The following is a 26,461-nucleotide window of genomic DNA, read 5'->3' as shown; positions in this document are numbered from 1 at the left end:
GCGGATTTAAGGAATTAACCTTATATAAAAATTAGTTTTATTTGAGTGATAAGCTCATTAAACGGTAGCTTTAGGTCCAGCTCGTATGCCGTTATAAGGGGATAGTCGAATAACTTTACTTGGTGAAAGTTCAATACTATTAGGTATAACAAAAAGCGCTGCGATATATCGTTTTTGTAAATGTGATAGCGTTTGTGATTTTTTTCGCTCTACTTCTTGGTGATCTTGTACAATAGATGCAATTGCAATGATCCCAATTTGCGAAACAGGAGCTTCCGAAGGAAGCGCTTCATGTTGATATAAACCGAACCCAGCAGCCATTACACCTAACAATAAGTGAGATAACGCGGTTCTAATAATCAAGCATTTGCTGAATTTTTGCCAATAATATATCATTGTCATAATGATGATATATTAGCATTTTTAGCAAAAATGAAAAACAATTATTATTTTTTATAGATATTGTGTCATAAGGAATTTGTATAATACAAATTCCCGCTATTAATTCAATGATAATTAAACCATAACGGGAATCATATTAGATAGGTTATTCCACCATTAATTGCCCCATCATACCGAGTGTTTCATGTTCAACAATATGACAATGATACATACGTAATCCGGCCATATTTTGTTGAATTTTTATGGTGATCTTTTCATGTGGACGTAAATTAATAGTGTCTTTTAAGGCGACATATTCAGGTGGATTTTTTTCACCATTCAATTCGTGTGAAACAACAATAAACTGTGCGCCATGTATATGAAAATTGTGATCCATATGAGAGTTATTGAAAATTGTCCACTCTTCAACCTCATGAATTTTGCTTTTCAAATCGATCCTTTGCATATCATGGCGTTTACCATTAATTAAAAATAACACACCACCACGCGGCTCTTTCATGTCCATGACTTCGGTATATTCAATAGATTTATAGGTCGTTGCCTGCCCTAGTTTTGGCAATGAACGTAAGGTTGACGGGATAGTCATTGATTTTGACTGTGTCAATACCAATTCTCCCAGTATGATATCTTGTTCTGGTGGTACATTGCCCATTTTTCCGCGATCGTAACCGATAGATTGTAAATACACTGTACCAGATTGCTTTGGCAAAATGACAAGTTCTGCACGTTCAGCTGGCGACAATAGCAGTGGTTTATTGAGTAAAACAGGAGCTGGCATTAATCCACCATCCGTACCAACCAAATAAACATCACAGCCAGGAATAGATAAATTAAGATAACGACCAGAGCACGCATTCCAAACTCGTACCCTTGTTGCCGTATTTATGGTGATTTTGGGACGATAACCACCATTAATTAACACAAATTGTCCCTCGCGGCCATTCATCCAATCAACCATTGAATTATCCGCAATTTCGCCTTTATCAGTCAATTTTAAATCTGAAAAAAACCAGTGTTGTTCAGGCAAGAATGCGAGCGGATCGTTTTTGCTGCGTACAATAAATATGCCAGCTAATCCTCGCGCAACTTGTTCTGCTACTGTTTCATGGCTGTGTGGATGATACCAATAGGTACCAGCATTCCCTTCTGGTATAGTAAACTCATAAGTTCGGCTACTTCCAGCAGGAATTTGATCTTGTGGATTACCATCTTGATTAGATGGGATCAGCAAACCATGCCAATGTACGGTTGTCGCTTGAGGTAAGTTATTTTTAACAGTAATTTTAACGTTATCCCCCTCAAAAGCTTCAATCATTGGACCGGGGATATGACCATTATATGCCCAAAATTCTGTTGTAATATCTTGTGTTAACTTTAAGTTAACGGGTTTAGCCTCTAAGATTGCTTCAAAAATACCTTGTTTATTACTGGTATTTTCTAAATGAGTTAATTCTGGTAAATTTAGACCTTGTGGCAAAGCTGAGGTCGGTAATAATTTTTGTGAAACTTTGTTACCCATATTCATCTTCATATTCATGTCTCCCATTTCACCTGTTTTACACTGATCAGAGTTGGCTTCACAAGCCATACCTGACATAGTTGAATTATCCATTTTGGCAAAGGCTTTTGTAACTGCTACCCCACTTAAAGCCGCTGTAATATTGAACAAAAAATTTCGACGTTTCATAATATTCCTATAATCATTTTTCTATAATAATCAATCACTATCTAGTGATTAGTGATAAAAACGAATAACAAAAAATTTTTACTGCAAAGATAAATATTTCGACTAATTTTTTATTGAAAATACAAATTAATTAAACAATTCTTAGTAGTTTTAATTCAGGAATAAACTTTTTATATTTTTGAGCAAAGTTAAATGTAAGGTATAGTTCACAATGTGGTAAAAACTGAAGATTAAAAGTGGTACAAGCTGAATCATGAGATGATTTTTGTAATAAAGAATGGCAATCATTATGCTCATTCATGCCTAACTTAGCAATTATGTGGTGTGAAATATCATTAACAGTAACTAATGAGCCAATTGTGATTGTCAAATATCTTGCAGAATCAGCAAATAAAAAGAAAATAATTGCTAATGCAACAATAAGGTAATTTTGTTTATTGATGATTCTTAATGACATATGCAAATCTCACTATTCATCTAACAATTACTTAGGCTATTGTACTGAAAAAAGAAGCAAAGTTATACAAAATTTATACACTTTAAGTGAGACTATTTTATCGTAACTAAATGAAGCACTGTTGCTTCATTTAGACTAATGAGTAATAACGTTAACCAATGTTGAATTATGACAACTAATCATGAATATCATGTTGCATTTAATCATACAAAATAATTTACATAATAATAAGCTGTTCTGCTATTATATTTGTATAACTTAAATTGACGAATCATAAAGATATGAAAATTCTCTTTGGTGTTCAAGGAACAGGAAATGGCCATGTCAGTCGCTGTAGAACATTAGCTAACGCACTGAAAAAGGCAGGTGCGAATGTTGATTATATTTTCAGTGGCCGCGATCCTAAAGACTATTTCGACATGCAAGCTTTTGGCGATTATAAAACCTATCGTGGTGTCACGTTTGCCACCCTTAATGGTAAAATTAATTTTCGCAAAACTGTGCAACGTATTCGAGCTTTCAGGCTCATTAAAGATGTCCGTGAGCTTGATTTATCAAAATATGATTGCATAATTAGCGATTTTGAGCCAGTAAGTGCTTGGGCTGCACATCATCAACATCGTGAATGTTTAGGTATAAGCAATCAAGCAGTTTGCCAATATCTTAAACCTAAAGAATATGGATTAGTCGCAAATGTGATTATGAAATATTACGCTCCCGTCACTAAACCAATTGGCCTACATTGGTTTCATTTTGGGCATAAGCTAATCCCCCCTATGATTGACACATTTGAAACTGCGCCAACCGAGGATGGAAACATCATCGTCTATTTGCCATTTGAAGCATTAGATGAAATTACGGTATTGTTAAAGCAGTTTAAAGAGCACCAATTTATCTGTTTTCATCCAGATATAAAACAAACATCACAACAAAGTAATATTAATTTTCAACCGCTTGGGCGTGATAATTTTACTCAAGCTTTAGTTCGTTGCTCTGGAATTATTTCAAATACAGGATTTGCATTGATTTCTGAAGCATTGACCCTTGGTAAAAAGATTCTAACTAAACCTGTATCAGGTCAATTTGAACAAATTTATAATGCTCAATGTTTGCGTTCTCTTGATATGGCAACAGTTATGGAAAATTTAAACTGTATCAAACTCAAATACTGGCTTAATTTACCTTCGCCAAAACCAATAATCTACCCTGATGTGGCTACAGCACTGGCTAATTGGATTGTTTCAGGGCAAAAAGAGTCATTACTTTCTTTAAGTGAACGGCTTTGGAGCCAAACTATCTTTCCTGAAAATGTGAATCAGCGAATAAAATCTTTAGGGTATGTGTAAAGGAGCGAATATGATATTAAGTATTATTGTAGCCATGGCGGATAATCATGTAATTGGCTTAAATAATCAAATGCCTTGGCATTTACCCGCAGATTTGGCATGGTTTAAAAAAAATACACTTAATAAACCTGTTATTATGGGGCGAAAGACATTTGAGTCTATTGGTCGTCCGTTACCAGGGCGTCATAATATTATTATTTCAAGGCAAGCAATCATAGAATCTAACATGGTTCCAAATGTAAGTTGGGTACCATCAATTGATGCCGCGATATTGTTAGCTCAAACACAGCATGTTGATGAAGCGTTTATTATTGGTGGTGGTAATATTTATAAGCAGACGTTACCTTTAGTGAATCGACTTTATTTAACACATATAAAGGCAAAACTACAGGGCGATACTTATTTTCCTGATTATTCGCCTGAGCAATGGCAAGTTATTTATCAAGAACCACATCAAGCCGATGATAAAAATGGCTATCCATATCAGTTTGAAATTTTAGAAAAAAAATAATAAGTCTTAACCTATTGCCACTAAATAAAAAGTGGCAATTTAACATGTCAATTAGCCTTGAAAACGTTTGGCTTCAATAACATCAGGTAGTTGTTTTATTTTATTGAGTACTCGATTTAACGAATCCTGATCAAAAATTTCCATATCAACATCGATAGTCGCTAATTGCTGCTTCATATCCGAGCGACTAATTAGACCAAGAACATTAACCTTTTCATTAGCCAAAATTGTAGTAATATCTCGCAATAAACCACTGCGATCGTTAGCAACAATTTGTACCACCATGGTATAGCTTGAGTAGGTATTATTGTTCCAAACAGCATGAGTAATACGTTCGGGAGCATGATTTTTTAGTTCTTGCAATTGTTCACAATCAGCTCGATGAATCGAGATACCCCGCCCTTGAGTAACAAATCCCGCAATGGGATCGCCAGGAATTGGGCGGCAGCAATTTGCAATGGTGTACATTAAATTACCCACACCTTCAATAATAATTTCACTGCCTTTTTTATTACCGGTCTTATTAGTATTTTTGGTTTGAGCGTTCGATTTTTGGGCAATCTGTTTTAAGGCAGCTTCATCTTCTTCTTCAGCCGTTGGTTTGTTAAATTGAGCATTGATAAAATTGACTAATTGATTAATCCTAACATCACCACTCCCAATACCAGCTAGTACCTCGTCAAAGGAATGAGCGTTATATTTATTGATTAAAATCTTTTCAACATTTTTTAAACTAATATTTAAAGGTTCAAGCTCTTGCTCTAAAATTTGCTGACCCGCTACGATATTTTTATGCCGATCTTGTTTTTTAAACCAAGCTTGAATTTTAGCTCTTGCTCGACTACTATTTACAAATCCAGTATTTGGATTTAGCCAGTCACGGCTTGGATTAGGTTGTTTTTGGGTAATGACTTCAACTTGATCACCCATTTTTAAATGGTAGGTAAATGGTACAATTCGACCACCAACTTTAGCACCAATGCAACGATGCCCAACATCACTGTGTATATGATAAGCAAAATCAAGTGGAGTTGAGCCAGCTGGCAAGTCAACAACATCGCCTTTCGGTGTAAAAACATAAACGCGATCATCAAAAATTTGACTGCGAACGGTTTCTTGAATTTCACCGCTTTCAGACATCTCTTGTTGCCATGTTAATAATTTACGCAACCAAGAAATTCGCTGATCATAAGCGGTCATTTTGTCGGTACTGCCTTCTTTATACTTCCAATGAGCGGCAATGCCTAGTTCAGCATCATTGTGCATTTGTTCAGTACGGATTTGAATTTCGATTATTTTATCTTGTGGTCCATAAACGACAGTATGGATTGATTGATAACCATTTGGTTTTGGATTAGCGACATAATCATCAAATTCTTTAGCGATATGTTTGTAATGGCTATGGACGATGCCTAATGCATTATAACAATCCTCAATACGATCGCAGATAATCCGTACGGCACGGATGTCATATAGATCTTCGAATTCGAGATGCTTACGCTCCATTTTTCGCCATATACTATAAATATGCTTAGGGCGACCATAAACCTCAGCACGGATATGATCTTGATTCATCAGTGCTTGTAAATGATGAACCAATTGTTTGATATACAATTCACGATCTAATCGCTTTTCTTGCAATTTTTTAGCAATCAAACGATATTCATCTGGATATAAATAGCGGAAGCAGAAATCTTCTAACTCCCATTTTAATTGACCTATGCCTAAGCGGTTGGCTAAAGGGGCATAAATGTTAAAACACTCTTTAGCGGCAAGCACTTGTTCTTCTTGGGGGGCATTAATTAAATTGCGTAAATAGGTAATACGTTCTGCTAATTTAATCACTACACTTCGAAAGTCATTGACCATCGCTAGTAGCATACGGCGAATACTATCAATTTGTTCGGTTGTCGCATTGCCGTTACGAATTGCTCGTAGTTGGCGAATTTCCTTCATTCTGACAATGTTGGAAATAATATGAGAAATTTCACGATCAAAATCTTCTGGAATATCTTCTCGACGAATAATTTTATTATCAACAAAAGGCAGTAATAAAGCGGCACATAAACTATTGATGTCCATATTAAGTGTCGATAAGATCTCGACCATTTCTATTGCATTTTCGAAACAAAAGGTTTGCTCTGGTGCACCGGCGCTGTTTTCAAAACAAAAATCCCAAACCTCTCTAAACTTTTTATAAGACGTTGGATTAGTTAATAACAACTCTTGTTTTATCCATTGCTCAACATCAAATTGAGTCAGCGAATAATGTTCTTCACTATGTTGGTGTGCACCTCTAATCGATACCATAATTTATGTTCCTGATTTTATTAGCAACAGCATTGATTCAATGTGTTTAGTTTGCGGAAACATATCTAAAATAGCAACTTGATCAATTTGATATCCTGCATCTAAAAGTTGTTTGCTATCTCGTGCTAGCGTCGCAGGATTACACGATATATAAACGATTTTTGACGGAGCTAATTTTGCAATTTCTCTTGTCGCATTAAACGCACCAGCTCTTGCTGGATCTAATAATACTTTATTATATTGTGATTGACTCCATACCGAAAATTGTTGGATATCGTCTAAGTTACTGGTTAAAAAATTGGTTTCCGCACAAATCTCAGTGCTATTTAATATAGTGTTAAATTTTGCTTTTTCAACTAGGGCATCAACACCTTCAATGCCCGTTAGCGTTTTACTTAATGTTGCTATAGGTAATGAAAAATTACCCATACCACAAAACAGATCTAAGACTTGGTCAGAGGGTTGTAACGTTAGCCAATCAAGTGCTTGCTCGATCATTTTTTGATTAATTTTACAATTTACTTGAATAAAATCGAGCGGGCTGAATGTTAATTTTAAATGATTAATCAAATAAAAATGTTCGGTATTACCAGCAATATGTACTAAATCTTTGCCGTGAAAATAAAGCGAAATATTATTATTTTCGGCGAATTGCTTTAATAAGTTAATATCATGATCAACAAGGGGCATGGTGTGCCTTAACACAATAATAATACCGCTATCGACCGAAATTAATTCAATATGACCAAGTGCTTTTTTCTGTTTTATGCAATTGAGCATGCTTTGTAATGGCGTTAGCAACGAATCTAATTCATCAACTAATACTGGACAATGTTTGATATTGATTATTTGATTTGATTCAGCTTGGCGAAATCCAATAACTAATTTACCTTTAACAAGATTAATCGAAAGCCTTGCCCGTCGACGATAGTGGTAAGGTTGATCGGCAATAATTTGAGGTGAATGTTGAACAATATTTGTTAAAGGTTGCCCTGTTTCTTTTTGTAACAGATTAATTAACGCATCATACTTTGCTTGTTGTTGCAAATTTGGTGCAATATGTTGTAATTCACAACCGCCACATTGTTGATAATATTCACATTGTGGTTTAACGCGATCTTTGCTCTGATTATGATATCGAATGACTTTAGCTTTAGCGTAATTTTTTTTATTTTCAGTCAGTTCAATATCAACGGTTTCATCTGGCAAGGCAGATTTAACAAAAATTGTTTTACCCTTATGATTGGCAACGCCTTGCCCAAAAGCATCTAAGGATGAGACTGTGACTGTCAATTTTTGTGGTGTGAGCTTTTTCTTCTGTGGAGTATAAAAATTAACCATGGACGTTTATTTATGCTAAGCGCTTTAATAATGCTGTTTTGACATGCAGTGGTACTAAATTTGTAATATCACCACCATGGTAGGCGACATCTTTTACAATTGTTGATGAAATAAATCCCATTGCAATAGATGGCATCAAAAAGATAGTGTCTAAATCAGATTTTAACGCACGATTCATTTCAGCAAGTTGCCTTTCGTATTCAAAATCGTGTGTTGTACGAACACCACGTACGATCACTGTTGCATTATGGGTTTGAGCAAAATTAGCCATTAAATTATCAAAGCCAATCACTTCCACATTAAGTAGGTGTTCAACAGCGGTTGAAGCTAAATTAACGCGTTCTTCTAATGAAAATAGCGTATTTTTACTTGGATTTTCTGCAATAGCAATAATTAAGCGAGGAAAGAGTAATGACGCTCGAGTAATAAGATCGATGTGACCATTAGTTATGGGATCGAAAGTGCCTGGGAAAATAGCCGTTAAGGTTTTGCTTTTCATATTTCATATTATCCATTAGCGATGATGGTTATATGATACCTAATTTTGTTATGGATTGTTAGCTTAAGCTGACAAAATCCTATTAATTGCATTAATACAATTAATGGCGCAATATTACTTGGTAGCGCCTTTAGTAATAAAGAATTTAATAAAATTATTCAGATAGATTAATTAATTTTATTTGGCTTTTTATTGTGTTTTTTACAGTTATTTAATCATTTATAAAATGATCAATTGATAAGTTGTTTGATAATGATAAGTTTGATCTGGCTGTAATAAGCAGCTTGGTTGTGGCCAGTAAGGATGGTGAGGGCTGTCAGGTAAAAATTGTGCCTCTAATGCGATGCCAGCAAAGTTGCCATATTCCCCATTGTGTCGATTTGGTGTATGCTGCAAAAAATTGCCAGTATAAACTTGTAACGAAGGTTTGGTTGTAATCACATTCATCATTACTTTATTATCCGACGAAATGAGCTCGGCAGCGATAGCTTTTGTTTTATCTAATAAATAAGCATGATCATAACCACCAGTTATTTGCCGTTCTTGACGTTTCTCAGATACAAGCTTTGGCTACCGCAAATCATATTGAATATAGTGACACTAACTAGATTACTATTGGCATAGGCGGGTAAATGATAGTGATTTTCTACTGTGACGGAACGGAATGTAATAAACTGATATTTTTCAAAATAATTTCATATATTTAGAGCGTTGCGCGCAATCTCATTGGGTAAAAAGCAATTAGCCATAATAGCCGACAAAACAAATTCAGATAATGTTTTACTGTGATTAAGTGAAAAACAGATCATTCGACTAGTCTCTTTTGCGATTTGTAGCTGGAATAATGGATCGTCATTTTTAGGCGTAGTTTTTTCATTAATGCTGAAAAATTATTAGTAAAAACAAATAATACATTATAATTAGCGGATGATATTTCTTGTTGTCCTTGCCATAGACGTTTTGCCATACGTGGAAAAACAAGCACCCATTGATTGATCAATGGGCTGTGACAACGAAGAGGATGAACAACAGGATTAAAAATATCCTTTTTTGCCTCTTCTTTTAATTTTGCACGTTTTACTTATTTTGTTAATCAGGGTAACCTTGAGGGTTATTAGATTGCCAATTCCATGAGTCTTTTACCATGTCATCAAGTGTAAGTTTGGTTTTCCAACCCAGGATTTTTTCAGCTTTATTAGCATCGGCCCAAAATGCGGGTAAATCACCAGTTCGCCTTGGTGCAAAATGCCAATTAAGTGGTTTCCCTGACGCTTTTTCAAACGCTTTGATAACTTGTAATACGCTGTAACCCACACCTGAACCTAAATTATAAATATGTACGCCTGTTTTGTTATGATCCGCTTTGAGAGCAGCAATATGCCCATCAGCCAAATCAACGACATGAATAAAATCACGAACACAAGTGCCATCTGTTGTTGGATAATCATTGCCAAAAACTGCTAATGATTCCCGCTTACCTACAGCAACTTGGGTAATATAAGGCATAAGATTATTAGGAATGCCGAGTGGATCTTCGCCCATTAATCCGCTTGGATGTGCACCAACAGGGTTAAAATAGCGTAGTAAAGTCAGTGACCAATCTGGTTCAGCAACGGCTAAATCCATGATACATTGCTCTACCATTAATTTACTTTTGCCATATGGGCTAGTTGGTAAACCTTGTGGTAAGGTTTCAACATAAGGTACAGGAGCGAGTTCGCCATAGACAGTGGCTGATGAGCTAAACACTAACTGTTTAACACCAGCAGCACGCATTGCTTTCATAAGTACTATACTGCCGTAAACGTTGTTTTCATAATATTCAAGTGGTTTATGTACCGATTCACCGACTGCTTTTAATCCTGCAAAATGAATCACAGCTTTAATATCATGTTCTGCAAAAATTTTAGTTAATAATTTTTCATCGCACACATCGCCTTGATAAAAATTGACAGATTGACCCGTGATTTTTTGTATCCTATCTAATACTGATACTTTACTGTTGAACAAGTTATCAATAATAATGGGTGTGTAGCCCGATTGAGTGAGTTGGACACAGGTATGACTTCCTATATACCCGCAGCCGCCAGTGACTAATATTTTCATAATAAAACCTTCATCTAATGTAATAATTATAGTGATTTTCCGTTAATCTCCAGATTCTTCACTGTTCTTATATATTTCCACAGCTCACATTGCTCATGCCTTGATAATATAAAGGTGGAATTAAAAATAAAAATAAACGTGATACAACCAAGGATCTAGATGCGCTTCTTCGAGGTCTATTTTAACATACATTAGCCTTGTAAAGGTGAACATAAATATATGAGATAATCTAATTCCCACCATGATAGGCGTAATCAGGTAATCTAATGGTTAATTATTTAGTCTTGATAGATTCCATTCGTTTTTCAAAATCTGACCAATCATAATAACCATCACTATTAACAGAAGCATTTTCCAGTTGAAGCTGATAGTGTTGTGCCGGATTATTGGCATCGAGTGCTTGCCAGTTATGGAGTTGTTCAAAGCTTTGATAAATATATTCGGCTTTAAAGAAATATTCACCCGTAGGTAAGTGACGAAAACGCTGTAAAGCCACTTTCCCACCGATGGGAGTTGTTTCAAATTGATTGGGTAACTGATAGTCTTTAAAGTTTAATATGCCAAGTAACGCTGCAATGGTACTATCGTGCCCAACCAGTAGATTCACTTTATTATCTTTGTGCATAAGATCATTTATCATATTAATAAGGAGCGTTGCAGAATGTTTGGCAAGTGTTTTAGAATGGAAAACTAAATTAATATATTGATTACGAATTTCAATAAGTTGTTGCCACTGTTCTTGGCTAGTTAGCCTGCCCCATGCGATTTGTTCTTTAGGGAAGGCTGAATAGTATTGTAATAAAAATGCATCAACGACCGAAGCGCCTATTGCAAGAGGCCCTAGCAGTGCTGGTTCTTCGTGTTTTTTAAAATAGAGTTCTGATGGAATATCGGCTAAATTACATTGATATTTTGCATATAACTGCGAATTTTTATAATCTAAAATATCAGAAAGAATTTCATAAGCAGGAGCTAGATTGCTAAAAATGTTAGCCGCTTTGTCAGCTTCATCGATATCATGCAATACGGCATGTTTAAATTCGGGTGAATCGTCTTGCAAACTAGGATCGAAGATCAGATCCATTTTTTCAATCGGGTATTTATGGTGAATAGGAATATCATATCCAGCAAAGGCACCTGTTATCAAAAATTGAGCTGTCGCGACGGTTCTTTGCAAGCTGTTAGCATATACAAACAATTCAGTATTATGTGTTGATAATTTTATATTGTTTTTTTCAAGCCAAGTTGCTAAATAGCGGCCAAAATAGGCTTCTAATACTCCACCACGCATGGTTAAATAACCATAAGGGTGATCCCACTTTGGCCATTTAAAGCGAGTGACTTTCTCTAAAAATTGTAACGTGTTTTGTAATGGTGTGCGAATACCATGACGGCTAAGTATAACGACTTTATCTAATTGGTAATGGTTATTGTTCATTTCGTGATCCATCCTTGTTTATGCAAATAATTGAGAATAAAATCGCGTTGCTCATTATTTATTGTATTAGCAATTTTATCACTCCAACCGCCGACTTTCTGATTGGTACTCCGAGTTTCATAGTATTCATCCATTTGAGCATCATACTTTTTCAAAATAGCATGATCAATTGGTCGATAGTGGTTTTCAAAAAACACTAACTCTTTTGGTAATCTTGGTTTTAGTTCTGGATGATGATCGGGGTAGCCAAGGCAAAGCCCAAAAAGTGGCAGGACGTATTTCGGTATATCAAGTAATTGCGTTACTTTATCAAGATGATTACGCAATCCGCCAATATATACAGCACCTAATCCTAATGATTCGGCTGCGGTTACGGCATTTTGTGCCATAATTGCTGTATCAACACAGCCCAATAATAGCTGCTCTGCTTTGCCAAGATTAAGTTTTGGATCAATTTGATAATGGCGATTAAAATCGGCGCAAAACACCCAAAATTCAGGTGCTTGGATAACATACTTTTGATCGCCTGCATAATGAGCTAGTTTTTCGCGTTCGCTGGGGTCTGTAATACGAATAATTGTTGAACATTGAATCAAATTAGAACTAGAAGCCGACTGTGCTGCGCTAACAATTAAAGCTATTTGCTCTTGAGTTAAGCTAGTTGCTTTATAAGCACGAATAGAGCGATGCCGACAAAGTAGATCGATCGTTTCATTTTGCATAGTGGCTCCTTAGCATCATTATTTATTTACAAATTGGAGATCCCAAACGCCATGACCTAAATTTTGACCTCGTTTTTCAAATTTAGTAATTGGTCTATCAGCAGGTCTTGGAATGTAATTGCCACTTGGTGATAAGTTTTCAAAACCTTCTGCTTGGGTTAAAACCTCTAACATATGTTCAGCATAATGTTGCCAATCCGTTGCTAGGTGCAAAATACCACCTAATTTTAATTTTTGCCGAATTAGCTGTACAAATTGGGGTTGAATAATACGGCGTTTGTTATGTCTGGCTTTATGCCAAGGATCAGGAAAAAAGATTTGCACTTTGTCTAGTGAATGATCTGGGATCATATTTTCTAATACTTCAACAGCATCATGGCACATCACGTTTAAGTTTGATAATTGGTTTTCTTCAATCGCCATTAAACAAGCGCCCACCCCTGGCTTGTGCACTTCGATTCCTAAAAAGTGTTTATTAGGTGCATTTTTGGCCATTTCAATTAAAGAAGCCCCCATACCAAACCCAATTTCAAGGACTAGCGATTTATTAGCATCAAAACAAATAGGTGCATTTGCATCATATTCAATACCAAATATAGGCCATAAGTTTATTAAAGCTTGTTCTTGACCTTTTGTTAAACGACCTTGTCGCAAAACAAAACTACGAATGGCTCTTTTTGATTTAATATTTTCATTATCTGAGTTTACTTGTTCGTTCATTACGTTATCTACTTTGGTTACGGAATTTATTAAAACTAATTAATGTTTTTTTGCTAGTTTACTCGATTTTGCGTTCACCGCAAAAGCATCTTACAGTCAAATTTTTTTAATTAATGATTTATAAAAATATATCAAATATTTTCACTATCAGATTACTGACAAATCTCAACATCATTCGGAAATTATTTTTTGCACAAATGGGTTTTTAATTTAGATTTTATAAATTAGGCTAACAAACAAGCTGAACCATGATAATAAAGCTCATTATGTGCACTAAGTCGGGTAAGAATGGCAATAACTCAATACGAGATATATCGCTCAACCAGTAGCAAATAACAAACAAGTGCGGTATAACGACCAATATCAACTACAGTAGCATTAAAGCCAAATCGTCTTTTTATTGGATTTTAGATTAAAATTCTAAAAAGTTGTCAAAAACTTTCAGATAACTATGCGTTTTAGTATAAAAACAATAGAGAAATTCTAAATAATGTTCCTGACAACATATTATTTATACAAAAGATAAAGGATATTATAGATGCTATTGTCCATTACAATATTTATTGCTGGTACATATTTGTTGCTTTTACTGTAGCTTCTTTGATTTAGTTAATGACAATATTTTATTAATTAACAACTAGTTATTATTAAAAATGATATATAGCAAAACGCCGAGTTATTTACACGGTTAAAAGAATCCATCAAAAACTCATAAGCCAGTTTACTCGAAATCGCTGCATGTGGTTTAACAGCGCTATCGTCGTTAATAAAATAACTCAAGTTTAAGCAAGTTCTTCATTGACTACTTCTAACTCATCTCCATTTTCATCAATTAATAAAATATATAGCCAATCAAAACCATCATGCTGTAAGTTTTGCCACGTTATTCTACGATCATCAATCAGTATTACATGACCATTTTCATCAAAGTCAAAATCTTCTTTTTCTTCTTCATAATCAATACTGTATCCAATCGCTAGTTTTATTCTTGACGCAGGAACATCAAGTTTAGTAAGTGGTCTATTCTTTTTCTCTTCTTTAGAGTGACCGTCACAAAACATCCCATTATATCCGTATTCTGTGGCATCAAACAGCAATATTTCTTCTTTGCTTTCAATGGATTTTGCAATAACTTTCATGTTGCAAAATGTTGGTTCTGTTCCAGTAATATAGCCATTGTATAATTCACCATAATAGTAAATCTCGAACCATTGTTCTTTATTTGATGATTGGATATACAAAGATGTTAGCCCATTATAATCAGGGTCATTTTCTTTAATATCTACTGCGTATTTTTGTAAATAAGTAGGTATTTTCATTTCATTTCTCCCAATAGTTGTTTATCTTGATAATTTTTTAATTATATATCAGCATCTATGCTGATTCACTAATTGTAGGAATTACGCGCGTTGTTTACCGTAATTTGCAAAATGGCTGTAATGCATAGACATAACGCCGTATCTCAAACAAGCAATATAGTGCGCTTATATCATAAAGAAAAATCACCATGACCGATTTGGCTAACCACTTTACGGTCAGTTGCCCAACCATTTATCGCACCGAAGGACCTAATGAGACATTAAATAGCACGATTCCCATTGAATATAAAACACGAGAACAGATAGCGTCATTTTATAGATAAGCTGTATGCTCACTATCGGGCATTGACACAACCATTCACTTTTTAAGCTAAATTTTTGTAAAAAATATTCAGGATTCTAGACCGTTTGGTAATGAATAGCAATTTCACTGTATCCCATTTTTTAAAACGTGTGATAATCATCGTATCAATTAAAAATTCACCAAACACACCAGCCCTCAAATAAATGAGTAAGCGGAAATTGTGCTACGCACTTTAATAGAGACGAGGCATAATCAGCAAATGGTTAGCTATTTAAAAAATAGAAAGCTAAAAATTCAAACGATTTTCGACAAAACGCCTTATAAGTTTTTATAAAAGTATTTTCATCATGAAGTATAAACTACCTGAAGTTTTCCTCATGAAAATGATAATATAGCTTCAAATATACGAAGCTACTATCACACAACTACTTGAAATATCAAAGAACGTGTTCATTATCTATGTAGGCGATAAGGTTCATCCATTACAATAAGGTCTTTTTCTTGCATTGCGCCATTTATCCATTCTTTAACGCTATTAGTTTGACAAATAGTGTCAATGTAGTTGGCTAACGTTGCCGATGTTTTAATACCAAAATTTTTGAGTCTTAAGCACATTGGCGCATAGAAAGCATCAGCAAGAGTAAACTCACCAAATAAGTAGTTAGATTGAGATGAATTAAGACTTAAGAAGGAAGATAACAATTCATCAAGATGAGAAATTTCGTTTTTAACATCAGCATGATCGCGTAAAATAATTTGCCCTATTTCGAAAAACTCCGCTTCAATATTCATCGGTAAATGGTTTCGTATTGCAGGAAACCCTGAATGCATTTTAGCCACTAAACTTCGAGCGATAGCTCTTTTTTTAGTATCTGTCGGCCATAAAGCTAAGTTGGTATGTTTTTCAGCCAAGTATTCACAAATAGCCAAAGAATCAGATATAACCACATCATTATCAACTAAAATGGGGACTGTTCCATATTTCGATATTGCCGATACGGTTGCTTTAAAAGTAGAATTATCGTCAAAGTTATCAAATCGAATAAGCTGTTCATCAAAAGGGATGCCAAAATGCTTCATTGCAACCCAAGGTCGCATAGACCATGTTGAGTAGTTTTTATTGCCTATATAAAGTTTATAACTCACGTCCAACCTCCATTTAATTTAATAACATAATGGATAATTCATATTTATCTGTTTTCGTCGTTTTGTTTTTATTACAAATAAACCACATGTTTGCCTTTTTCTGGCTGGAAAGTCGCTTTACCAAATTCATCTAAGAAATAGGCAATATGATCGGCTTTATCCCCTACTAATCGTCCTTTTACTTTGTTCCATGTCATGAGGATTATCATGGCATCAGGTTCACAGCAAATTAACATGGGTTGTTCAAACTCTTCGTTCCAATAAAATTCACCTCCGTATAATTTATGGGCGGTGAGTAATAAATAACATCCGTATTCTTGCGATATCATGTTGAGTTGTTCTTCTGATATGCTGAAGTTCTTTTCAGCCAGTTCACTGATGATCATTTCAACAACTGTAATGCTTTTTTCTGAGTAATCAAGCTGATTAATGCTCCATGTTGGACTATTTAATATCGCATTTTGTGCCCATGCTTCGATTTCTTGATACAGTTCATTTTTTTGTTCAGTCATTTTTATCCACTTCGCTATTGAGTTTAATCTGTTCTAATTGTTTAACACTTTGCCACGCGTCTTCCATTTGTTCAAGCGTTGCATCAGTCAAAGCCAGATTTTTTTGTTTAAGTATCGATTCTACTTGCTGAAATCGCCGAGTAAATTTTTTATTAGCTTGCTGTAAGCAGAGTTCAGATTTAACCTTTAAATGCCTAGCTAAATTGACGGTCGCAAACAGTAAATCACCTAACTCTTCTTCAATTTTTTGTGGATCTTGCTTGTTTCGTTCAAGCTCTTGCTCAACTTCACCAATTTCCTCTTTAACTTTATCAAGCACAGGTTTTATATCATGCCAATCAAAACCAACCGAAGCACAACGCTTTTGAATTTTTTCAGCTTGCATTAAGGCGGGTATTGCTTGGGGAATATCATCGAGCAATGAGTATTGTGCTTTTTGATCACGTTCTTTTTGTTTAAGTTGTTCCCAGTTAGGTTTTTCTACCTTATTTTCGGTAAAAATATGGGGATGACGATAAACTAACTTATCAGCAACCGCTAAACAGACCTCATCAAAATCAAAGCTTCCTTGTTCTTCGGCTAAATCAGCATAAAAAACAATATGAAATAGTAAATCACCAAGTTCTTTTTTTAATTCATCCATATCTTGCTTATCAATTGCATCCAAAACTTCATAAGTTTCTTCTAAAGTATACGATTTTAGTGATGCAAAAGTTTGAACTCGATCCCATTCACAACCATTAACAGGATCACGAAGTTGTTTGATAATAGCTTGTAAGCGCTGTAATGCGTTCAAAATATCCCCCACAAATAAGTAATTAATCAGCATCATTGTAAAGGTTTCATAATAAAACGGTTATTTTTTTAAAGGTTAATGCCAATATATTTTGATATTTTTGCTAATTATTTCACCCAAAATAATGATAAAAGCCACTAAACTAGAGCTATTTACGGAACTTCTAGGCGATAAAAGCGAATTAAGTATATAATACTCCCCTATTAAATTAACTTTATTGATATATGAATAATTTACGTGAACTTACTTTAAGGGGCACCATTCTTGGCGCTCTTATTACTGTCATTTTTACTGCATCAAATGTTTATCTTGGTTTGAAAGTTGGATTAACGTTTTCATCCGCAATTCCTGCGGCAGTGATTTCAATGGCAATATTGAAACTGTTTTCGGGTTCAACTATTTTAGAAAATAACATGGTGCAAACTCAGGCATCAGCAGCAGGAACATTATCTTCAATTATTTTTGTGCTTCCGGGTTTGTTAATGATTGGTTACTGGCAAGACTTTCCTTTTTGGCTAACCTTCGCAATATGTGCCGCAGGCGGAATGCTTGGGGTTTTATTTTCAATTCCATTGCGTCATGTTATGGTCGTTAAAAGTAATTTGCCATATCCTGAGGGGGTGGCTGCTGCTGAAATTTTAAAGGCGGGATCTAAATCCGATAATAAAGAAGCTAATGATGGTTTAAAGGATATTTTATTTGGCGGTATCATTGCCTCTATTGTTAGCCTTTTTACTAATGGTTTTCGCCTGTTATCTGAAAGCACTGCTTATTGGTTTACCGCTGGCAAATCCATTTTTCAACTGCCTATGGGATTCTCGTTAGCGTTACTGAGTGCGGGTTATTTGATCGGAATTATGTCAGGCATTGCTATTTTAATTGGAACTATTATTGGTTGGGTATTTGGTGTTCCAATTTTAAGTGCAATCACCGATTATGATACCAGTCAGCCTTTATCTAAAGTTGCAATGGGATTTTGGGCAAAAGATATACGCTTTATTGGTGCGGGAGTCATTGCTATTGCAGCGGTTTGGACATTACTAACATTAATCAAACCGATGATTGAAGGTTTAAAAATATCATTTAAAAGTATGCGTTCAGATGTGTCTGGCAACGATATTGCATCAACCGAGCGGGATTTATCACCTAAAGCTATTTTATTAATTATGGGTGGTATGTTAGTTATTTTGTTAGTGACTTTTTATAGCTTTATTGCCGATAGTGGATTATCAGCAGGCATGGCTTGGACATTAGTTTTTTGCGCTGTATTATTTGCTTTTATTATGGGCTTTTTAGTGGCTGCCGCGTGTGGTTATATGGCTGGACTTGTTGGCTCATCAGCAAGCCCAATATCAGGAATAGCAATTGTTGCAGTGGTTGTCATTTCATTAATTTTATTAGGTTTAGGTGAAGCGAATGGTATGCTAGCTTCTATTGAAGGCTCCAACTTTGCCACAGCCCTTGCACTCTTTACTACTAGTGCTGTTTTGGCAATAGCGTGTATCTCAAATGATAATTTACAAGACCTAAAAACAGGTCATTTGGTTAATGCTACTCCATGGAAACAACAAGTGGCATTATTAATTGGCTGTGTTGTTGGTGCAATTGTTATTGCGCCTATTTTAGAGATTTTATATAACGCTTACGGCTTTACTGGCGCTTTACCTCGTTCTGATATGGATGCAACTCAAGTTTTGGCAGCACCACAAGCAACACTGATGACAACAATTGCTAAAGGTATTTTTGCCCATCAACTTGACTGGACAATGATTTTAATAGGGCTTGCTTTAGGCGCTGTCATTATTATTATTGATTTAATTCTTGCCCAAAATAAATCTAACTTTCGCATACCTGCACTTGCTGTTGGTTTAGGCATTTATTTACCACCAAGCATCACAACACCAATTTTTATTGGCACTTTATTATCATGGGTAATTAAACGTAATGCTTACAAAAAAGCCAAAGCACAAAATTTAGATCCAGAAGAGCAATTCAAAAAAGCTGATCGTAAAGCGGCATTAATTGCATCAGGCTTGATTGTTGGTGAAAGCTTAGTGGGCGTTTTATTAGCCATTGTGATTGTGATTAGCATCACCAATGGTGGAAATGATGCTCCACTTGCACTACCGCTCGATTTAGGTATGTTACCTCAACTTTTAGGTCTCTTTGTTTTTGTTGGTATATGTACGTTCTTTATTCGTCGTGCTTTATCAGCAATAAAAAAATAGTCCTGTGAATAATTAAATTTAAGCCCTTTTTGTTTTAACAAAGGGCTTTTTTGTTTAAATTGATTGTTTTATAACGTCCCTGATTTTGGATGATTAAAACAATTTTTATTAACCTATTTTATTTTGAATAATAGACAAAAATATCATGATAGTTTTTGATTCAATCCAAGTGCGCCGAGGCGTTAACTTGCTTTTAGATAATGCTTCAGCAACCATTAATCCTCAACAAAAAGTTGGGTTAGTGGGTAAAAATGGTTGTGGAAAATCGACGCTGTTTTCACTAATTAAAGGTGAAATTCAAGCTGATGCTGGCACGTTAAATATACCATCGCAATGGCAACTCGCTTGGGTCAATCAAGAAACTCCGGCATTAGATATCCCTGCGATTGAATATGCCATTGATGGCGATCGTGAGTATCGACAATTAGAAAAACAGTTAGATACCGCTAATGAACAAAATAATGGTCAGCAAATTGCGATTATTCATGAAAAGCTTGATACCATTGATGCATGGACAATTCGCGCTCGAGCCGCAACGCTACTACATGGACTGGGATTTTCTAATGAACAATTAATGTTACCGGTTAAATCCTATTCTGGTGGTTGGCGAATGCGATTAAATTTGGCTCAGGCATTAATGTGTCGTTCTGATTTATTATTGCTTGATGAACCAACCAATCACCTTGATTTAGATGCCGTCATTTGGCTTGAAAAATGGTTAAGTAACTATCCAGGAACGTTGATTTTAATCTCTCACGATCGTGATTTTTTAGATCCTTTAGTCAATAAAATTATTCATATTGAACAAAAAAGTTTATTTGAATATACGGGCAATTATTCCTCCTTTGAGATCCAACGTTCAACTAAACTTGCTCAACAACAGTCTCTTTATGAAAGCCAACAACTCAAAGTTGCACACTTACAAAATTATATCGATCGCTTTAGAGCCAAAGCAACAAAAGCTAAACAGGCACAAAGCCGTATAAAAATGTTAGAAAGAATGGAACTGATTGCACCTGCGCATGTTGATAATCCATTTCATTTTAATTTTAAGCCATCTGAATTCTTACCAAGCCCTTTGTTAATGATGGACAAAGTCGTAGCGGGTTACGATGATAAAATTATACTAGAAAAAATTAAACTTAATTTAGTTCCGGGCTCGCGCATTGGCTTATTAGGGCGCAATGGTGCAGGGAAATCAACGCTTATTAAATTACTCGCCGAAGAACTTGCACCTAAAGAAGGACATATTAATCTCGCTAAAGGTGTTAAATTAGGCTATTTTGCTCAACATCAATTAGAATATCTACGCCCCGATGAGTCACCACTTTGGCATTTAACGCAACTTGCCGAACCGAAAAATACAGAGCAAGAACTGCGTAATTATTTAGGTGGATTTGATTTTCAAGGCGATAAAGTCACCGAGCCAGTTAAAACTTTCTCGGGTGGTGAAAAGGCGCGACTTGTTTTAGCCTTAATTGTCTGGCAAAAACCGAATCTTCTTTTATTAGACGAACCAACTAACCATCTAGATTTAGATATGCGACAAGCGTTGACTGAAGCACTAATTGATTTTGACGGTGCATTAGTTGTGGTGTCACATGATCGCCATTTACTACGTTCGACCACTGATGAATTCTATTTAGTCCATGATCATAAAGTTGAACCATTTGACGGCGATCTTGATGATTATCAAAAATGGTTAGCCGAAGCACAAAAAAATGATAACCAATCAAATGACGAAATAAATTCACCAAAAAAAGAAAATGCAAGTAATATATCAGCTCAAGATCGTAAAGAGCAAAAACGTAAACAAGCTGAATTACGTGCACAAATGCAGCCAATAAAAAAACAGTTACAAAAAGAAGAACAGATGCTTGATAAATTAACCCATCAATTAAAGCAAATTGAAGAACAACTGTCTGATCCTGCAATCTATGATGCGAGCAAAAAAAACGAACTTACAACTTTGTTACTAGAGCAAAGCCAACTTAAAAATCGATTAGAAGAAACAGAACTACAATGGTTAGAATTACAACAACAGCTGGAATCGTTTAATTTAGATTAAATTGATCATTTCGATTAAGAGGCTTTAGGTAATGGCTATCCATTGTCTATAAGCCAGCTATTTAAATTCATAGGTTATCCTCGCCAATGTTATCGACGATATCATAGATATACATTTTTGCCTGTTCAAAATCATATCCGTCAATACCAAAAACGGATGTGCAAGATATCATACCTTCAAGTATCAACATAATTAGACAAGATGCTTGTTGACATGACTTTGTGCCTCCTAGACATTCAAAAATCCTATCTTGAATCCATTTTTTATGTTCACTAACAATAGCGCATATTTCTTCGCTTTTATTGTTATATTCAGACTTAGCTCGTACAAACATGCAACCGCGGTAATTATCATTCTTAAACCATTTTATATGCCATGAAATAATTGCATTGATTTTGTCTTTTTTCTCAGAAAAAACAGCGATAACATCTGTCAGTGATTTTTTAAAAAAATCATTCCTCTTAAGTAACACTTTACTTACAAGCCCATTTTTATCACCAAAATATTTATATAATGTTCTTTTTGATACACCTGCATTTTCTGCAACAAGCTCTAAACTAACAGGATGATAACCATATTCATTAAACAGCGATTCAGCTGCAACAAGTATCGTATCAACAATTTCAGGCTTCAATTTCATTTTTTATTATTTGTAATTGTTAGAATATTTTTGATTCTATCACAACAACTCTAATATAGTTAATTATAAATAATATTTGACCCTTATAGTTAATAAATATACACTAAGTAAACGATGCCGTTTACTTAGTGTGATTACTAGTTTTATTAAAATCCCACATTAACCAAACAGGAGAGATTTATGCTAGAAAAATTAAAAGGAGGAGAGGTGATGCCACCTAAACCTCACGCAATAGCTATATTGAGAGGATTTATTGGGGGTGCTTTAGGGATTTTGACTTTGCTCGTAATCACTCAGTGGGCAGGTACATTAGCAATTATGGCTCCATTTGGCGCAACATGCGTCTTGTTATTTGCTGTATCTAAATCTCCATTAGCACAACCAAGAAGTGTTATAGGAGGGCATTTTATTTCGTCTTTTATAGGTGTGTTGTTCATTAATTTATTTAGTAATGGAATTATACCGATAGCATTAGCAGTTGGGACATCTATCGCATTGATGCAGTTACTACGTGTAGTTCACGCTCCAGCTGGTGCAAACCCTATTCTAATCATGATGTCCGGAATTACTGACTATTCATTCTTGATAACACCAGTACTTATAGGTTCGGTTTTATTAGTCATGGTTGCTTTAATAGTTAATAATATAGCAATCGAAGCACGCTGGCCTAACTATTGGTTGGGATATCACTTTGATATGGGTAAAAGAATAAAAAAATCTAAAAAAGAATAGATTGCCTGTATTATATTAATAATAAGTTAAATTATGATCCGATAGTAGTTTTATCTACCTTGGCGACTCACTTTGATTAAATATATTAGAAACAGAACTATTATTCTCAAATTCTCGAAAGGCATTATATTTATTTTATAAAAGAAAAACCACAAGATAGACTCTTGTGGTTTTGTAAAAGATACTGCTAATTCAGTGAAAAAACTATATCAAAAGATTAGCTTTTCTCCACTTGACTAAAATCAAGCTCTACAGGCGTTGAACGTCCAAAAATAGAAACGGATACTTTTAAGCGGCTTTTTTCGTAGTCAACTTCTTCAACAACGCCGTTAAAGTCAGCAAATGGACCTTCGTTAACACGAACAAGTTCACCTGGCTCAAACAAGGTTTTAGGACGCGGTTTATCACCAACTTGTTGCAAACGGTTCATGATAGCATCAACTTCGCGTTGGCTAATAGGTGCTGGTCTATCAGAAGTACCACCAATAAAGCCCATTGTTCTTGGCACACTTTTCACTAAATGCCAAGTTGCATCATTCATCATCATTTCAACTAATACATAACCAGGGAAAAATTTTCGTTCACTTTTACGACGTTGACCACTTTTCATTTCAACGACTTCTTCCGTTGGCACTAATACTTCACCAAATGCATCTTCCATATTATGCAATTTGATATATTCACGTAATGATTGTGCAACACGCGCTTCGTAACCAGAATAAGCTTGAATAACATACCATCGTTTTTGTTGTTGTGTTTCACTCATATTAACGCCCTATTGAAGTTAAATAAAAGACTATTGAACGAAATAAAGAATCCATTCCCCAAAGCGACAAGCCAACAATAATAGTAATTGCAGCAATTAATAAAGTTGTTTGACCTGTTTCTTTACGCGTAGGCCATACCACTTTTCTTAACTCTTTTCGGGATTCTTGTAAAAATACAAAGAACGCTTTGCCTTTATTTGTTGTGAACGCAATGAACAAAGTTAATAGGGAAACGACTACAACCGCAATAGTCCGAACGATTGTATTAGGTTGATAAATATCATTAGGTTTAGCAAAATAAAAATTTCCCCAAACAACAAACGCAATCAATACTAGAACTAAAATCCATTTTGTTTTGTCTAGAATAATATTTGTATCTTGACTCTCGTTACTTACTAGCATATAAAACCTATGATTATGTTGTGTATAATAATATCTATTTTCCAAAATGCTCTTTCAAAAAAGCATTTTGCTAAACAGACTAGATAAGAAAGGGCATCAATCGATACCCTCTCTATGGTCGCTAATGCTTGAATTACTTAATAACTTTAGCAACAACACCAGCACCAACAGTACGACCACCTTCACGAATCGCAAAACGTAAACCTTCAGCCATCGCAATTGGGTGAATTAATGATACTGTCATTTTAATGTTATCACCAGGCATTACCATTTCTACACCTTCTGGTAATTCGATAGTACCTGTTACGTCAGTTGTACGGAAGTAGAACTGTGGACGGTAACCTTTAAAGAATGGAGTATGACGACCACCTTCATCTTTGCTTAAGATATACACTTCTGATTCAAAATCAGTATGTGGTGTAATTGAACCTGGTTTTGCAAGTACTTGACCACGTTCGATTTCTTCACGTTTTGTACCACGTAGTAATACACCAACGTTTTCACCCGCACGACCTTCGTCAAGTAATTTACGGAACATTTCAACACCAGTACAAGTGGTTTTAGTTGTCGGTTTGATACCCACGATTTCAACTTCTTCACCAACTTTGATAACACCGCGTTCAACACGACCTGTTACTACTGTACCACGACCTGAAATTGAGAATACATCTTCAATTGGTAATAGGAATGGTTTGTCGATATCACGCTCTGGCTCTGGGATATAGCTGTCTAATGCTTCAGCTAATTCAACAATTTTGTCTTCCCATGCTGCTTCGCCTTCTAACGCTTTTAGCGCTGAACCACGAATCACTGGTGTATCATCACCTGGGAAATCATATTGAGATAGAAGTTCACGTACTTCCATTTCAACTAATTCTAATAACTCTTCGTCATCAACCATATCACATTTGTTTAAGAATACGATGATGTAAGGAACACCTACTTGACGACCTAAAAGAATGTGCTCACGAGTTTGTGGCATAGGACCATCTGTTGCTGCTACGACTAAGATAGCACCGTCCATTTGTGCCGCACCAGTGATCATGTTTTTAACATAGTCAGCATGGCCCGGGCAGTCTACGTGTGCGTAGTGACGAGTTGGTGTGTCATATTCAACGTGTGAAGTGTTGATGGTGATACCACGTGCTTTTTCTTCTGGTGCGTTATCGATTTGATCGAATGCACGAGCTTGACCGCCGTATTTTTTAGCAAGTACAGAAGTAATTGCCGCAGTTAAAGTTGTTTTACCGTGGTCAACGTGGCCGATTGTACCAACGTTAACGTGGGGTTTTGTACGTTCAAATTTTTCTTTAGACATCGATTGTCCCTCAAATGTAATACAAATCGGTGGTGATTCACCACATTAACCAAGTATCATATTTAATATCAACATAATACTAACTTAAAATTAGCTCTGAATGATAACAGATAAAGCTATCTAGTGACAAGCATTAAAGCAGGCAAATTCGATATTTTTAGAAGTTTAGGAAATTAACAAGAATGGTGCTGATAGGCAGATTTGAACTGCCGACCTCACCCTTACCAAGGGTGCGCTCTACCAACTGAGCTATATCAGCAATTGGAGCGGGCAGCGGGAATCGAACCCGCATCATCAGCTTGGAAGGCTGAGGTAATAGCCATTATACGATGCCCGCATGTTCAAACTCGGCTACCTAAATGCTTCAATTAGCTATTGCTAATATTAGATGATGGTGGTGGGGGAAGGATTCGAACCTTCGAAGTGTGACACGGCAGATTTACAGTCTGCTCCCTTTGGCCGCTCGGGAACCCCACCCCGAATCTTTATAAATTTGTCTACTTAGGAAAATGGTGCCGGCTGCCGGAATCGAACTGGCGACCTACTGATTACAAGTCAGTTGCTCTACCTACTGAGCTAAGCCGGCCTAAGTGCTGCGCATTATGGACTAGAATATTTAACCTTGCAAGCAAAAAAAACAAATTTTATTTTGTTTGCTTAAAAAAAAATCAAAAACATAAAAAAGGCCTG

General features: G+C 35.5%; 25 protein-coding genes, 4 tRNA genes and 1 pseudogene. 6 read left to right on the top strand and 24 right to left on the bottom strand.

Annotated elements, in window-relative coordinates:
- Positions 1–57: 57 nt before the first annotated feature.
- The 3 genes from GYY69_RS07095 to GYY69_RS07085 form a co-directional block, all read right to left on the bottom strand.
- Complete coding sequence (locus tag GYY69_RS07095; RefSeq protein ID WP_174797038.1) at positions 58–363, bottom strand: hypothetical protein; 306 nt, start codon at positions 361–363, stop codon at positions 58–60.
- A gap of 184 nt (positions 364–547) precedes the next feature.
- Positions 548–2,089, bottom strand: a complete 1,542-nt coding sequence (locus GYY69_RS07090; RefSeq protein ID WP_202984968.1) for a multicopper oxidase family protein — start codon at positions 2,087–2,089, stop codon at positions 548–550.
- A gap of 130 nt (positions 2,090–2,219) precedes the next feature.
- A complete protein-coding gene (locus tag GYY69_RS07085) occupies positions 2,220–2,546 on the bottom strand; it encodes a hypothetical protein (RefSeq protein WP_174797037.1) in 327 nt (108 codons plus the stop codon).
- Between the two features lie 281 nt (positions 2,547–2,827).
- Between GYY69_RS07085 and GYY69_RS07080 the strand changes: the two genes are divergently transcribed.
- On the top strand, positions 2,828–3,892 hold the full coding sequence (locus tag GYY69_RS07080; protein ID WP_174797036.1) for an MJ1255/VC2487 family glycosyltransferase: 1,065 nt from the start codon (positions 2,828–2,830) through the stop codon (positions 3,890–3,892).
- 10 nt (positions 3,893–3,902) lie between these two features.
- Positions 3,903–4,403, top strand: coding sequence for a type 3 dihydrofolate reductase (gene folA, locus GYY69_RS07075; protein WP_174797035.1), 501 nt, complete (start codon positions 3,903–3,905; stop codon positions 4,401–4,403).
- A 51-nt stretch (positions 4,404–4,454) separates the two neighbouring features.
- Here the strand turns inward: folA and relA are convergent, their stop codons facing one another.
- From relA to GYY69_RS07030, 10 genes and pseudogenes are all read right to left on the bottom strand, one after another.
- Positions 4,455–6,713, bottom strand: a complete 2,259-nt coding sequence (gene relA / locus GYY69_RS07070; RefSeq protein ID WP_174797034.1) for a GTP diphosphokinase — start codon at positions 6,711–6,713, stop codon at positions 4,455–4,457.
- A gap of 3 nt (positions 6,714–6,716) precedes the next feature.
- The gene (rlmD, locus tag GYY69_RS07065) at positions 6,717–8,054 is read right to left on the bottom strand and encodes a 23S rRNA (uracil(1939)-C(5))-methyltransferase RlmD (RefSeq protein ID WP_174797033.1); all 1,338 of its coding nucleotides are present in this window, start codon (positions 8,052–8,054) and stop codon (positions 6,717–6,719) included.
- A gap of 10 nt (positions 8,055–8,064) precedes the next feature.
- Positions 8,065–8,553 carry a pantetheine-phosphate adenylyltransferase gene (gene coaD, locus GYY69_RS07060; RefSeq protein ID WP_174797032.1) on the bottom strand — a complete coding sequence of 163 codons (489 nt, stop codon included), beginning with the start codon at positions 8,551–8,553 and terminating at the stop codon, positions 8,065–8,067.
- Between the two features lie 219 nt (positions 8,554–8,772).
- A complete protein-coding gene (locus tag GYY69_RS07055) occupies positions 8,773–9,087 on the bottom strand; it encodes an aldose epimerase family protein (protein WP_174797093.1) in 315 nt (104 codons plus the stop codon).
- Between the two features lie 400 nt (positions 9,088–9,487).
- Positions 9,488–9,595, bottom strand: a pseudogene (locus tag GYY69_RS13100) (galactose-1-phosphate uridylyltransferase); the annotation flags it as partial.
- Between the two features lie 47 nt (positions 9,596–9,642).
- Entirely contained in the window at positions 9,643–10,659 is a 1,017-nt protein-coding gene (gene galE, locus GYY69_RS07050) for a UDP-glucose 4-epimerase GalE (protein ID WP_174797031.1), read from the bottom strand.
- 274 nt (positions 10,660–10,933) lie between these two features.
- Complete coding sequence (locus GYY69_RS07045; protein WP_174797030.1) at positions 10,934–12,097, bottom strand: histidine-type phosphatase; 1,164 nt, start codon at positions 12,095–12,097, stop codon at positions 10,934–10,936.
- A complete protein-coding gene (nfsA, locus tag GYY69_RS07040) occupies positions 12,094–12,819 on the bottom strand; it encodes an oxygen-insensitive NADPH nitroreductase (RefSeq protein ID WP_174797029.1) in 726 nt (241 codons plus the stop codon). The genes GYY69_RS07045 and nfsA overlap by 4 nt, the downstream gene beginning before the upstream one ends.
- An 18-nt stretch (positions 12,820–12,837) precedes the next feature.
- Positions 12,838–13,539, bottom strand: coding sequence for a tRNA (guanosine(46)-N7)-methyltransferase TrmB (gene trmB / locus GYY69_RS07035; protein ID WP_174797028.1), 702 nt, complete (start codon positions 13,537–13,539; stop codon positions 12,838–12,840).
- 782 nt (positions 13,540–14,321) lie between these two features.
- Positions 14,322–14,858, bottom strand: a complete 537-nt coding sequence (locus tag GYY69_RS07030) for a hypothetical protein (protein WP_174797027.1) — start codon at positions 14,856–14,858, stop codon at positions 14,322–14,324.
- Positions 14,859–15,046: 188 nt separating this feature from the next.
- Here GYY69_RS07030 and GYY69_RS12855 point away from each other — a divergent pair, with 188 nt between their 5' ends.
- Positions 15,047–15,181: a hypothetical protein gene (locus GYY69_RS12855; protein WP_255458436.1), complete on the top strand. Its 135-nt coding sequence runs from the start codon at positions 15,047–15,049 to the stop codon at positions 15,179–15,181.
- A 434-nt stretch (positions 15,182–15,615) separates the two neighbouring features.
- Here the strand turns inward: GYY69_RS12855 and GYY69_RS07025 are convergent, their stop codons facing one another.
- From GYY69_RS07025 to mazG, 3 genes are all read right to left on the bottom strand, one after another.
- The gene (locus GYY69_RS07025; protein WP_202984967.1) at positions 15,616–16,308 is read right to left on the bottom strand and encodes a glutathione S-transferase N-terminal domain-containing protein; all 693 of its coding nucleotides are present in this window, start codon (positions 16,306–16,308) and stop codon (positions 15,616–15,618) included.
- Positions 16,309–16,379: 71 nt separating this feature from the next.
- Positions 16,380–16,820 (bottom strand): hypothetical protein, encoded by a 441-nt coding sequence (locus tag GYY69_RS07020; RefSeq protein ID WP_174797026.1) that lies wholly within the window; start codon positions 16,818–16,820, stop codon positions 16,380–16,382.
- A complete protein-coding gene (gene mazG, locus GYY69_RS07015; protein WP_202984966.1) occupies positions 16,813–17,616 on the bottom strand; it encodes a nucleoside triphosphate pyrophosphohydrolase in 804 nt (267 codons plus the stop codon). The genes GYY69_RS07020 and mazG overlap by 8 nt, the downstream gene beginning before the upstream one ends.
- 224 nt (positions 17,617–17,840) lie before the next feature.
- On the opposite strand from mazG, the gene GYY69_RS07010 reads away from it, so the two are divergent.
- Both GYY69_RS07010 and GYY69_RS07005 read left to right on the top strand, forming a co-directional pair.
- On the top strand, positions 17,841–19,844 hold the full coding sequence (locus GYY69_RS07010; protein WP_174797025.1) for an OPT family oligopeptide transporter: 2,004 nt from the start codon (positions 17,841–17,843) through the stop codon (positions 19,842–19,844).
- Between the two features lie 145 nt (positions 19,845–19,989).
- A complete protein-coding gene (locus GYY69_RS07005; protein WP_174797024.1) occupies positions 19,990–21,912 on the top strand; it encodes an ABC transporter ATP-binding protein in 1,923 nt (640 codons plus the stop codon).
- Positions 21,913–21,979: 67 nt separating this feature from the next.
- On the opposite strand, the gene GYY69_RS07000 is transcribed toward GYY69_RS07005, so the two are convergent.
- A complete protein-coding gene (locus tag GYY69_RS07000; protein WP_174797023.1) occupies positions 21,980–22,552 on the bottom strand; it encodes a TetR/AcrR family transcriptional regulator in 573 nt (190 codons plus the stop codon).
- A 180-nt stretch (positions 22,553–22,732) separates the two neighbouring features.
- Here GYY69_RS07000 and GYY69_RS06995 point away from each other — a divergent pair, with 180 nt between their 5' ends.
- Complete coding sequence (locus GYY69_RS06995) at positions 22,733–23,284, top strand: HPP family protein (protein ID WP_174797022.1); 552 nt, start codon at positions 22,733–22,735, stop codon at positions 23,282–23,284.
- Between the two features lie 217 nt (positions 23,285–23,501).
- Here the strand turns inward: GYY69_RS06995 and nusG are convergent, their stop codons facing one another.
- The 7 genes from nusG to GYY69_RS06960 form a co-directional block, all read right to left on the bottom strand.
- Positions 23,502–24,050: a transcription termination/antitermination protein NusG gene (gene nusG / locus GYY69_RS06990; RefSeq protein ID WP_085248546.1), complete on the bottom strand. Its 549-nt coding sequence runs from the start codon at positions 24,048–24,050 to the stop codon at positions 23,502–23,504.
- Between the two features lies 1 nt (position 24,051).
- Positions 24,052–24,453 carry a preprotein translocase subunit SecE gene (gene secE / locus GYY69_RS06985; protein ID WP_065638494.1) on the bottom strand — a complete coding sequence of 134 codons (402 nt, stop codon included), beginning with the start codon at positions 24,451–24,453 and terminating at the stop codon, positions 24,052–24,054.
- A gap of 133 nt (positions 24,454–24,586) precedes the next feature.
- A complete protein-coding gene (tuf, locus tag GYY69_RS06980; RefSeq protein ID WP_065582082.1) occupies positions 24,587–25,771 on the bottom strand; it encodes an elongation factor Tu in 1,185 nt (394 codons plus the stop codon).
- Positions 25,772–25,954: 183 nt separating this feature from the next.
- Positions 25,955–26,030, bottom strand: a tRNA-Thr gene (locus GYY69_RS06975).
- 3 nt (positions 26,031–26,033) lie between these two features.
- Positions 26,034–26,108 (bottom strand) — tRNA-Gly (locus GYY69_RS06970).
- Between the two features lie 55 nt (positions 26,109–26,163).
- A tRNA-Tyr gene (locus tag GYY69_RS06965) sits at positions 26,164–26,248 on the bottom strand.
- 33 nt (positions 26,249–26,281) lie between these two features.
- Positions 26,282–26,357, bottom strand: a tRNA-Thr gene (locus GYY69_RS06960).
- Positions 26,358–26,461 lie beyond the last annotated feature (104 nt).

The organism is Gilliamella sp. ESL0250 (genome assembly GCF_013345045.1).
GTDB classification, from domain to species: domain Bacteria; phylum Pseudomonadota; class Gammaproteobacteria; order Enterobacterales; family Orbaceae; genus Gilliamella; species Gilliamella apicola_H.
This window is presented reverse-complemented; position numbering and strand designations above follow the sequence as displayed.

What these genes read in the sequence shown, in the direction of transcription:
- GYY69_RS07090 (WP_202984968.1), bottom strand. Translation starts at nt 2,089, where the DNA reads ATGAAACGTCGAAATTTTTTGTTCAATATTACAGCGGCTTTAAGTGGG.
- GYY69_RS07085 (WP_174797037.1), bottom strand. Translation starts at nt 2,546, where the DNA reads ATGTCATTAAGAATCATCAATAAACAAAATTACCTTATTGTTGCATTA.
- GYY69_RS07080 (WP_174797036.1), top strand. Translation starts at nt 2,828, where the DNA reads ATGAAAATTCTCTTTGGTGTTCAAGGAACAGGAAATGGCCATGTCAGT.
- folA (WP_174797035.1), top strand. Translation starts at nt 3,903, where the DNA reads ATGATATTAAGTATTATTGTAGCCATGGCGGATAATCATGTAATTGGC.
- relA (WP_174797034.1), bottom strand. Translation starts at nt 6,713, where the DNA reads ATGGTATCGATTAGAGGTGCACACCAACATAGTGAAGAACATTATTCG.
- rlmD (WP_174797033.1), bottom strand. Translation starts at nt 8,054, where the DNA reads ATGGTTAATTTTTATACTCCACAGAAGAAAAAGCTCACACCACAAAAA.
- coaD (WP_174797032.1), bottom strand. Translation starts at nt 8,553, where the DNA reads ATGAAAAGCAAAACCTTAACGGCTATTTTCCCAGGCACTTTCGATCCC.
- galE (WP_174797031.1), bottom strand. Translation starts at nt 10,659, where the DNA reads ATGAAAATATTAGTCACTGGCGGCTGCGGGTATATAGGAAGTCATACC.
- GYY69_RS07045 (WP_174797030.1), bottom strand. Translation starts at nt 12,097, where the DNA reads ATGAACAATAACCATTACCAATTAGATAAAGTCGTTATACTTAGCCGT.
- nfsA (WP_174797029.1), bottom strand. Translation starts at nt 12,819, where the DNA reads ATGCAAAATGAAACGATCGATCTACTTTGTCGGCATCGCTCTATTCGT.
- trmB (WP_174797028.1), bottom strand. Translation starts at nt 13,539, where the DNA reads ATGAACGAACAAGTAAACTCAGATAATGAAAATATTAAATCAAAAAGA.
- GYY69_RS07030 (WP_174797027.1), bottom strand. Translation starts at nt 14,858, where the DNA reads ATGAAAATACCTACTTATTTACAAAAATACGCAGTAGATATTAAAGAA.
- GYY69_RS12855 (WP_255458436.1), top strand. Translation starts at nt 15,047, where the DNA reads ATGACCGATTTGGCTAACCACTTTACGGTCAGTTGCCCAACCATTTAT.
- GYY69_RS07020 (WP_174797026.1), bottom strand. Translation starts at nt 16,820, where the DNA reads ATGACTGAACAAAAAAATGAACTGTATCAAGAAATCGAAGCATGGGCA.
- GYY69_RS07010 (WP_174797025.1), top strand. Translation starts at nt 17,841, where the DNA reads ATGAATAATTTACGTGAACTTACTTTAAGGGGCACCATTCTTGGCGCT.
- GYY69_RS07005 (WP_174797024.1), top strand. Translation starts at nt 19,990, where the DNA reads ATGATAGTTTTTGATTCAATCCAAGTGCGCCGAGGCGTTAACTTGCTT.
- GYY69_RS07000 (WP_174797023.1), bottom strand. Translation starts at nt 22,552, where the DNA reads ATGAAATTGAAGCCTGAAATTGTTGATACGATACTTGTTGCAGCTGAA.
- GYY69_RS06995 (WP_174797022.1), top strand. Translation starts at nt 22,733, where the DNA reads ATGCTAGAAAAATTAAAAGGAGGAGAGGTGATGCCACCTAAACCTCAC.
- nusG (WP_085248546.1), bottom strand. Translation starts at nt 24,050, where the DNA reads ATGAGTGAAACACAACAACAAAAACGATGGTATGTTATTCAAGCTTAT.
- secE (WP_065638494.1), bottom strand. Translation starts at nt 24,453, where the DNA reads ATGCTAGTAAGTAACGAGAGTCAAGATACAAATATTATTCTAGACAAA.
- tuf (WP_065582082.1), bottom strand. Translation starts at nt 25,771, where the DNA reads ATGTCTAAAGAAAAATTTGAACGTACAAAACCCCACGTTAACGTTGGT.